General features: G+C 67.2%; 6 protein-coding genes. 2 read left to right on the top strand and 4 right to left on the bottom strand.

The window, feature by feature from the left end:
* The first annotated feature begins 159 nt into the window (after positions 1-159).
* The gene (locus P2Q66_RS08345; protein WP_079595784.1) at positions 160-654 is read left to right on the top strand and encodes a hypothetical protein; all 495 of its coding nucleotides are present in this window, start codon (positions 160-162) and stop codon (positions 652-654) included.
* On the opposite strand, the gene P2Q66_RS08340 is transcribed toward P2Q66_RS08345, so the two are convergent.
* Entirely contained in the window at positions 628-1230 is a 603-nt protein-coding gene (locus P2Q66_RS08340) for a dihydrofolate reductase family protein (RefSeq protein ID WP_275727158.1), read from the bottom strand. The genes P2Q66_RS08345 and P2Q66_RS08340 overlap by 27 nt on opposite strands.
* Before the next feature lie 226 nt (positions 1231-1456).
* On the opposite strand from P2Q66_RS08340, the gene P2Q66_RS08335 reads away from it, so the two are divergent.
* Positions 1457-1954, top strand: a complete 498-nt coding sequence (locus tag P2Q66_RS08335; RefSeq protein ID WP_275727156.1) for a hypothetical protein — start codon at positions 1457-1459, stop codon at positions 1952-1954.
* Between the two features lie 31 nt (positions 1955-1985).
* Here the strand turns inward: P2Q66_RS08335 and P2Q66_RS08330 are convergent, their stop codons facing one another.
* The 3 genes from P2Q66_RS08330 to P2Q66_RS08320 form a co-directional block, all read right to left on the bottom strand.
* Positions 1986-2894, bottom strand: a complete 909-nt coding sequence (locus P2Q66_RS08330) for a diguanylate cyclase (RefSeq protein ID WP_079595781.1) — start codon at positions 2892-2894, stop codon at positions 1986-1988.
* Positions 2891-5917, bottom strand: coding sequence for a response regulator (locus tag P2Q66_RS08325; RefSeq protein ID WP_275727153.1), 3027 nt, complete (start codon positions 5915-5917; stop codon positions 2891-2893). Before P2Q66_RS08325 ends, P2Q66_RS08330 begins: the two co-directional genes overlap by 4 nt.
* Before the next feature lie 140 nt (positions 5918-6057).
* Positions 6058-8259 carry an EAL domain-containing protein gene (locus tag P2Q66_RS08320; protein ID WP_275727149.1) on the bottom strand — a complete coding sequence of 734 codons (2202 nt, stop codon included), beginning with the start codon at positions 8257-8259 and terminating at the stop codon, positions 6058-6060.
* Between the last annotated feature and the right edge of the window lie 88 nt (positions 8260-8347).

Raw genomic sequence — 8347 nt, 5'->3', positions numbered from 1 at the left:
GATATCGCCGCCGTCGAACGCGTTCTTTCCCCGGCCCGGTAGGCGGGTCGAAGAGCCCCTGCCACGGGCGGCACCTCCACATCCCGGTTAGCTGTTTGGCGAAGGAGGGCAGGGGTACCTGTGCTTCTGTCACCGCTCCCGGAACAAACTGGAGGAACCATGGCCGGATCCCGTGGACAAGTGCTGCTGGCGGCTGCCGCTCGAGGTGCCATGTGTGGCCTCGCCGGTGTGGCCGTGATGACAGCGGGGGAGAAAGTTGAACAGGTCCTGACCAAGCGGCCCAACTCGTACATCCCGGCACGCACGCTCCTCACGCTCCTTGGGCAGCGCCCGGACGATGCCCAGAAGCCCCTGGTCTGGAACCACGTGATGCACTGGGGGACCGGCGCATTGCTCGGTTCCGTGCGGGGGATCTGGGCAGTGACCGGCATCCGCGGGCCGCTGGCGAACACCAAGCACACCGTTGTCCGGCTCGCGTTCGACCAGACGCTTGAAAATGCGACCGGCGCCGGCGCCCCGCCCTCCACCTGGCCGCGGAAGGAACAGGTGGTGGACGTGACGCACAAGGCGCTGTACTCGCTGGCGACTGGACTGGCGGCCGACCGCTGGATCCGGCCGGTCCTGGAATCACGCCGCGGTACCACCAGCCACTGACGGTCTGCAGGACGCTTTCCGCTCCTGACCCTCGAGCCGACTGTAGGTGCTGATGACGTTGCCCTTGCTGGTGCTCCGCTGATCCTGAAGCACCAGCCGGGTGGTCGGGTCGCCGTCCTCGAACAGGCGGCGCCCGTTTCCGGCCACCACGGGGTGGGTCATCAGGGTGAGTTCGTCCAGGAGCCCGGCGAACAGCAGCTGCCGGGTCACGGAGATGCTGCCGCACACGGCGATCTCGCCGCCGTCGCGCTCCTTCAGCTTCGCCACGAACTCCTCCAGCGGGGCGTCCATCAGGCGCGAGTTCTGCCAGTCCAGCGGCTCGGCGAGCGTCCGGGAGGCCACATACTTTTCCACGGGGTTGATGAAGGCCGCGAAGTCTTCGTCCACGGACGCGTTCGGCCAGTAGCCTGCCCACTCCTGGTAGCTCACGCGCCCCAGCACCACGGTGTCCACTGTTTCCATCATCTTGGTGAGGCCTTCGCCCAGTTCGTCGTCGAAGCTGTCGAACTGGAACTTGTAGGGGTCGGACACCACGCCGTCAACGGAATGGAACAGGCCTGCGGTCACTTTGCGCATTCAAAAACCTCCAGAAATCGAGTGGACAAAACCAACCGTAACGGGGCGTCCGGACGGGCGGAAGACGCGCCGAAAAATGTACGACGGCGGCGCGTTCAGTTAGCTTCATCACTCACGGTGGCGTCTTGCAGAGTTTTCGTGATAACCGGCTTCATACTGGTGTTGATGCGGCCACTTTCGGCAGCCGCCGGTGTTCGGCCATTTTGCGCCAGGCAGGAGGAAGTGCATGGAAACCCTGAAAAAGATCGTGAGCAACCAGTATTTTCCCGCCGGCGCCGTCCTGACGGCGGTGATCCTTTTTTGGGCCGTGGGAATGCTGGGCGGGCTGTCCCTCCTCCACAACAACCAGCCGCCGCTGACCACCCTCACCTGGATGTTGTTCGTTTATGTGGCCGCCGTCCTCACCCCGATCGCGGGCCTGATGGCCGCCGTCGACCTTTACCGACGCTGGCGCCGCAACCGCGCCGCCGCCGAAAGTGCTGTGGCCGAAAACGCCGCGGCCGAAACAAGTCCGGCAGCTTCAACCGCCAGCACGGAGGCCATCCTGGTCGGCAGCCAGCGGGCGGAAGCGCATGTTCCGGCCGAGGCGGCCGGGACGCGATCCCAGCAGCAGCCCGTTGCAGAGCCGCCCCTTTCTGAGCAGCCCGCGCAGCAGCAGCCCGCACAGCAGAAGCCGGCCCCGAAGAAGCCCATCCAGAAAAAGCAAGGCAAAAAGGCCGCCTGACCCGCCGCCACCCCGGCCTGCGTGCCTGCGGCTACCCGGCCACCTCAACCCGGTTCCGGCCGGCCGCCTTCGCCGCATACAGGGCGGCGTCTGCCTCACCCAGCAGTGTGTCGGCGTCGGCGGGGTGCTGTGCCGAGAAAGTGGAGATTCCCGCGCTAAGCCGCAGCTGGCCGGACGGGTCGCCCACATGCGGGATTCCCAGCTCCCGCACGGCTGCCAGCGTCCGTTCCATCAAAGCCTTCGCCCCGGGAAGGCCTTGTTTGGGCAGCACCAGCAGGAATTCCTCGCCCCCGTACCGGTAAACGCCGTCGCTCGTCCGTGCGTGGCGTGCCAGCGCCGCGGCCACGGCCCGCAACGCAAGGTCCCCCGCCTGATGGCCGTAAATGTCGTTATAGGCCTTGAAGTTGTCCACATCGCACATGGCAAGGCTGTACTCCTCGCCGTAGCGGGCGCTGCGGGCGTGCAGCTGCTCCAGGTCCTCGGCGAGTTTCAGCCGGTTGTGCAGCCCGGTCAGGGGATCAGTCCGCGCCTGCTGCGAGAGTACCTTCCTGTAGTGGGCCAGGTCAGCGTGCAGGGTGGTGATCCGCAGGGCCACCAGGAGCCGGGCCCGCAGCACGAACGGGTCCAGCGGCTTGGTCACGTAGTCGTCCGCGCCGGCCTCCAGGCCCGCCAGCACATCGTCCCGGGACCCCTGCGAGGTCAGCAGCACAATGTAGGTGTAAAGGTCCGTCTCGCGCGCCCGGATGGACCGGCACAGCGCCAGCCCGTCCATACCGGGCATCATCCAGTCGGTGACCACCACGTCCGGCTGGTGTTCGCGGAACAGTGCCCACGCCTCGTCACCGTCCGCGGCCGCCAGGCAGTCGTGCCCGGAGCGTTCGACGGCGGCCCTGGCCACCAGCAGTGAGCCCGGATCGTCGTCGGCCACCAGCACTTTCACTTCGGCACCTCCAGCATGGTCTCCAGTTCGGTGTCCACTTGCAGCAGTTCCGATTCCAAGCGGGCGAGAAGATCCGCGGCGCCGCCGCTTGTTCCGCTGCGGCCCACGCCTTCCAGCTCCGCACAGGTAGCGGCGACGGCGCTGGCGCCGATGTTGGCTGCGGATCCTTTCAGGGCGTGGGCGGCCTGCACCAGTGGCGGCCCGCCGCCGCCGTCAATCGCTGTGCGGATCGCCGCGATGCGTCCCGGGGCGTCCTTGCGGAAAGCCTCCGCCGCCGCACGCAGCAGCCCATCACCGGTGCCAAGCTCCCGCAGCATGGCGAGCCGGTCCTGGTCCAGCGCCGGGCGGCTGCTCCCCGCGGTTGCCGGGCGCCCGCCCGTTACGGCCAGCGGCTGGGGGACCTGTTCCGGAACCCAGCGCGTCAGTGCCGCCTGCAAGGCCGCGGCATCCACCGGTTTGGCCAGGTAATCGTCCATGCCTGCTGCCAGGCAGCGCTCCCTGTCCCCGTCCAGTGCGCCGGCGGTCATGGCGATGATCGGCAGTCGGTAACCCAGCTCCCGGCCCCGGATCACCCGGGTGGCCTCAAAGCCGTCCATCACGGGCATGTGGCAGTCCATCAGGACGGCGGCATAACGGCAGGCATCGGTGGCGGCAACGGCTTCGGCGCCGTTGGCCACCACGTCCACCGCATACCCGAACTTGCTGACCGTTGCCTTGGCCACCAGCTGGTTCACTTCGTTGTCCTCCACCACCAGGATGCGTCCACGGGCGGGTCCGTCCATCGGGTCGGCGGCCCGGGCAAGGTGGCTGGCCCCGCCCGCCGGGAGCGCAGCATTCCGCATGGACATCAGGCGGACCAGGCGGTTGTAGAACTCGGAACTGCGGACCGGCTTCATCAGCCACTCGCGCACCCCTGCACCCGCTATCTCCGCCGGGTCCACCTGCATGGTGGAGGTCAGCATCATGAGCTCGATCCCCGCCAGCCCGCCGTCGGCCTTCATCTGCCGGGCCAGCTCCAGACCGTCGGTGTCCGGCATGCAGAAGTCCAGCACGGCCAGGTGGAACGGTTCTCCGGCCGCATTCGCCTCCCGCGCCCTTGCCAGCGCCGAACCGGCATCCGGCACGGCTTCGGGGTGCATCCGCCAGCCCCGCAGCTGCGATTCGAGCACCAGCCGGTTGGTGGCGTTATCGTCAACCACCAGTACGCGCAGGCCGTTGAGGAAACCCGCGGCGGGCACGGGGTCCGTGGACGGCGGAGCAACCGGCAACGGCAGCCGGAACCAGAACGTGCTGCCCTCTCCGGGTACGCTCTGCAGGCCCACCTCGCCGTCCATCGCCTCCGTCAGCCGGCGGGAGATGGCCAGGCCCAGTCCGGTCCCGCCGTAGCGGCGCGTGGTGGAGGCATCCGCCTGGGAGAAGGACTGAAAGAGCTTCCGATGGTGGGCGGGGTCAATGCCGATGCCCGTATCCCGCACCTCGAAGTACACCGCGGCGGTGCTTCCGGGACCCGCGCCGGGATTCTCCGTTGTCACCCGGATGGCAACCTCGCCGGATGCGGTGAACTTCACCGCGTTGGAGGCAAGGTTCAGCAGGATCTGCCGGATCCGGCCGGAGTCGCCCTCCAGCCGCGCCGGGACTTCCGGCTCGCAGTAGGCGATCAGCTCCAGGTTCTTTGCCAGCGCCGGTTCGGCAAGCAGGCCTGCCACTTCCTCCACCAGGACGCGCGGATCGAAGGGGCGGACATCCAGGTCCACCTTGCCGGCCTCCAGCTTGGAGAAGTCCAGGATGTCGTTGATGAGTGCCAGCAGCGCCTCGCCGGCACCCTTCACGCCCTGGGCGTACTGCTTCTGCATTTCACTCAGCGGTGTCTCCAGCAACAGGGCCGTCAGGCCCACCACTCCGTTCATGGGGGTGCGGATCTCGTGGCTCATGGTGGCCAGGAATTCCGACTTGAGCCGGCTTGCTTCCAGGGCAGCTTCCCGGGCGGCCTCCAACTCCCCGGTGCGGACCGCCACTTCCTCCTCGAGGCCGCTGGTGAGCCGGATGTTCTCGAAGACGATCAGTACCTGCCGGACCAGCACGCACACCAGCACGGCGGCCCCCACCACCAGCAGGAACGGTTCCAGCTCGTGAAGATGCGGCCCGGCGAACATGATCACGGCAACCAGCAGCGGCGCGTAGGGCACCAGTTCGAGCGCCAGCGTGTAACCGCGCCGGTCCGGCCCGGCGCTCTCCACGTACGGTGCCAGGGGCGCCAGCGCGATCAGGAGGAAGGCGATGATCCAGCCGAGGGCGAGCGGCGAACCCGTGCTGCCTGTGACGCCGTCGAACGTCATCCGCACGTAGATGCTGTCCGTGACGGCAAGTGCGACCATGCCGCCGCCAAAGCACAGCCAGGGGAGGCGCTCGCCCGGCTGCCGCCGCATGGCAAGGACCAGCACCAGGGACGTGATGATCACGTCCACTACCGGGTAGGCCATTCCGGTAAACCGGGACAGCGGGTCACCCACCGAACTGAACGCGGGCCCCAGTGCCGTGTACCAGCTGACCACCAGCACCGAGCCGGCGATGACCGCTGCGTCCATCACCGCCCGGTACAGCGCCACCGGGCTCCCGGCGCGCCTCTTGAAGGAAAAGAGCGCGGCGACGGCGGGCACCGAGTACGCGATGAACCCGGCGTCCGCGAGCGACGGGAAGGGATAGACGTGGCTGTAGGCGAGGCCATAGTAGGTATAAAGGGCCATGCCCGCGGCCCACACGAAGGCGGCCACGGACATGAACATCCAGGCCCTGGCGTTGACTCCGCCACGCGCGGCAGCACGGGCGCAACTCGTTCCGGCCAGCAGGGAAGCCGCGAGGATGAGGACATCCCCCGTCACCAATGCCGGGGGCGTGCCGCTGTTGGCTGCGAAAAACAGGGCAAGCGCGGCCAGCGCCACAGCAGTCAGCAAAGCCGGCAACCCCAGCCGGACCCCCCTGTTACCGATGGCAGGCCGGTGCTCCAAAAGACCGGTGCGAGACACGAAGGTCCCCTTCCCTCCAGCTGCGCCCGGAACCCCAAAAACCTGAGACCGGAGCCCGCCCGAGACCTGGGCGGAGACGCACCCCCATGATATCCCTCACACCCCTCGGCGGGGTGGCCGGCAGGCCACCGTTTGCTCCGCTACCGCGCCTTGAGGGCGTTCAGGGCTTCCTCGGCATGGTGCAGGGCGTGTTCCAGCCTTTCGCCCGGCTCCGGAAGGGAGAAAAGATATCCCTGCAGGGAATCGCAATCCAGCGCCGTGAGGTAGTCCGCCTGGGCGGCCGTTTCGATGCCTTCGGCGATGACGGCAAGGCCCAGGCTCTGCGCCATGTTGATCATGGAGCTGAGGATGGGCAGCCTCTCGTTGCCGGTACGCACCATGGAGACGAAGGTTTTGTCGATCTTTACGGTATCGACGGGCAGGTCCTGCAGCCGGCCCAGCGAGGAATAGCCGGTGCCGAAGTCATCCAGGGCCACCCGGGCGCCGGCCTCCCGCAGGGTGCTGAGCTGCTTGATCAGGCTGCAGTCGGCGTCGAAAAATACGCTCTCGGTGACTTCCAGGACCAGCTGGAAGGGTGCCACGCCGGCCGCTTCCGCCAGGCGCAGGACAGTGTCTGCGAAGTCCCGCTCCTGGAGCTGCACACCGGAGACGTTCACGGCGAGGGACCGCGACGGGTCCTCGCTCAGCCAGCCTGCAAGCTGGACCATGCCGGCCGCCATGACTTCCGACCCGATTTCGCTGATCAGGCCGGTCCGCTCAGCGAGCGGGATGAAGACCGACGGCGGCACCCGCTCGCCGCCGCGGTCCCACCGCGCCAGCGCCTCGAACATGACCACCTGGCCCATGCGGTGCGAAACGATGGGCTGATAGTCCACGGTGATCTCGCCATTCGCCACAGCCTGCTGCAGCCCGCTTTCCATATCGGTCCTTTTCACCAAAGCTGTCATCATGTCGGGGTGGAACCGGAGGAAGCGGTTCTTGCCCGCCGCCTTTGCCGCATACATGGCGATGTCCGCCTGGCGAAGGAGTTCGGACGGGCCCACGCTGTCCTGGCCTAGCGACGCGAGCCCCAGGCTGAGGCTGGGCCGCAGCACGGTGCCGCTGATGGTCACGGGTACGTGGAGGCAGCGGACGATGCAGGCGGCGATTTCGTCGGCGTCGGGGCATGCCGTCAGCAGGACCACAAATTCGTCACCGCCCAGCCTGGCCACAACATCTGCCGTGGGGACGCAGCCGCGCAGCCGGCGGGCCACCTCGATCAGCATGTCGTCGCCCGCTTGGTGGCCAAGGATGTCATTGACTTCCTTGAAGTCGTCCAGGTCCAGCAGCAGCACGTCCACCGCCTTCAGCCGCGGCTCCTGCAGGGCCTCGGCCAGCCCGTCATTAAACACGGCCCTGTTGGCCAGCCCGGTCAGCGGATCCTGGAACGCCATGGCGCGGAGCTTCTCTGCCTGGGCAGCCAGGTCAAGCATTGCCTGGTGGGCCTGCTCCTGGGCTTTCCGGCGCGGAGTCACGTCCCGGAAGCTCCAGACCCGGCCCACGATGTTGTCTCCCACCCGCTGCGGCCGCGAGTAGCGTTCGAAGGTGCGGCCATCCTTGAATTCCAGGACGTCATGGCTCTCTGCCGCAGGATCGTCCTCCACTTCGGTGAGCCGGGCTATGAACTCCACGGGATCCGCCACCTGGGCAATGATGAGCCGCATTACGGGTTCTTCGCTGTCGCCCTCCAGTAATTCCGGCGGGATGTTCCACATGGTGAGGAACTGGTCGTTGAAACCGGCAACGTGTCCGTCTGTGCTCATCACCAGGATGCCGTCCGCCGTGGACTCCAGCGTGGCCGTCAGCAGGGACATGGCCTCCCGCAGGTCGGCGTCCGCGGCCTGGCGGTGTGAAGTACCCCGGATGGACAGGAGCATCCGCGTGCCGGCCGGAACGCCGTCGTGGTGCCGTGTCTGTCCTCCCGGCGATTGCGGCGGGACTGAGCCATGCGCTGCGTCCTGCCGCCCCTCGGGCGGGAGCAGCGAGCCTGCCACTTCAGCAGAAAATTCGGTGCCGTCGCTGTTTAGCCCGTTAATCTCCCGGGGCGGCGGAAATTCGCCGGGGCTGGCCATGAGCTGCCGGAAGAGTTGGTCCACTTCATCCTCAAAGCCAGCAGCCAGGAGCGTCCGGTAGTTGCGGCCTGCCAGTTCTTCCCGCGGTAACCCGAAGAGCCTCGCTGCCGCGGCGTTGGCCACCGTGATGGTTCCGTCCGCTGTCACGGCCAGGAGGGCGTCGGGGTTGGCGTCCAGGACCGCCCCGAATGTTCGGACCGCCACCTTATTGCCGTGGCTGGAATCAGCCATAACACCACCCCCCTCGGACATCATAAACGCGAACGCGGAAATTTAGCGGTGCGGGAGGAATCGGTTTCCAAGGAATTGCCCGGGAAGG

The organism is Arthrobacter sp. Cr_A7 (assembly GCF_029222765.1).
Lineage (GTDB): Bacteria > Actinomycetota > Actinomycetes > Actinomycetales > Micrococcaceae > Arthrobacter.
Note: the sequence above shows the minus strand (reverse complement) of the source record. Positions and strands in the feature narration are given on the sequence as shown.

Coding starts and splice junctions, on each gene's coding strand:
- P2Q66_RS08345 (WP_079595784.1), top strand. CDS start 160: ATGGCCGGATCCCGTGGACAAGTGCTGCTGGCGGCTGCCGCTCGAGGT.
- P2Q66_RS08340 (WP_275727158.1), bottom strand. CDS start 1,230: ATGCGCAAAGTGACCGCAGGCCTGTTCCATTCCGTTGACGGCGTGGTG.
- P2Q66_RS08335 (WP_275727156.1), top strand. CDS start 1,457: ATGGAAACCCTGAAAAAGATCGTGAGCAACCAGTATTTTCCCGCCGGC.
- P2Q66_RS08320 (WP_275727149.1), bottom strand. CDS start 8,259: ATGGCTGATTCCAGCCACGGCAATAAGGTGGCGGTCCGAACATTCGGG.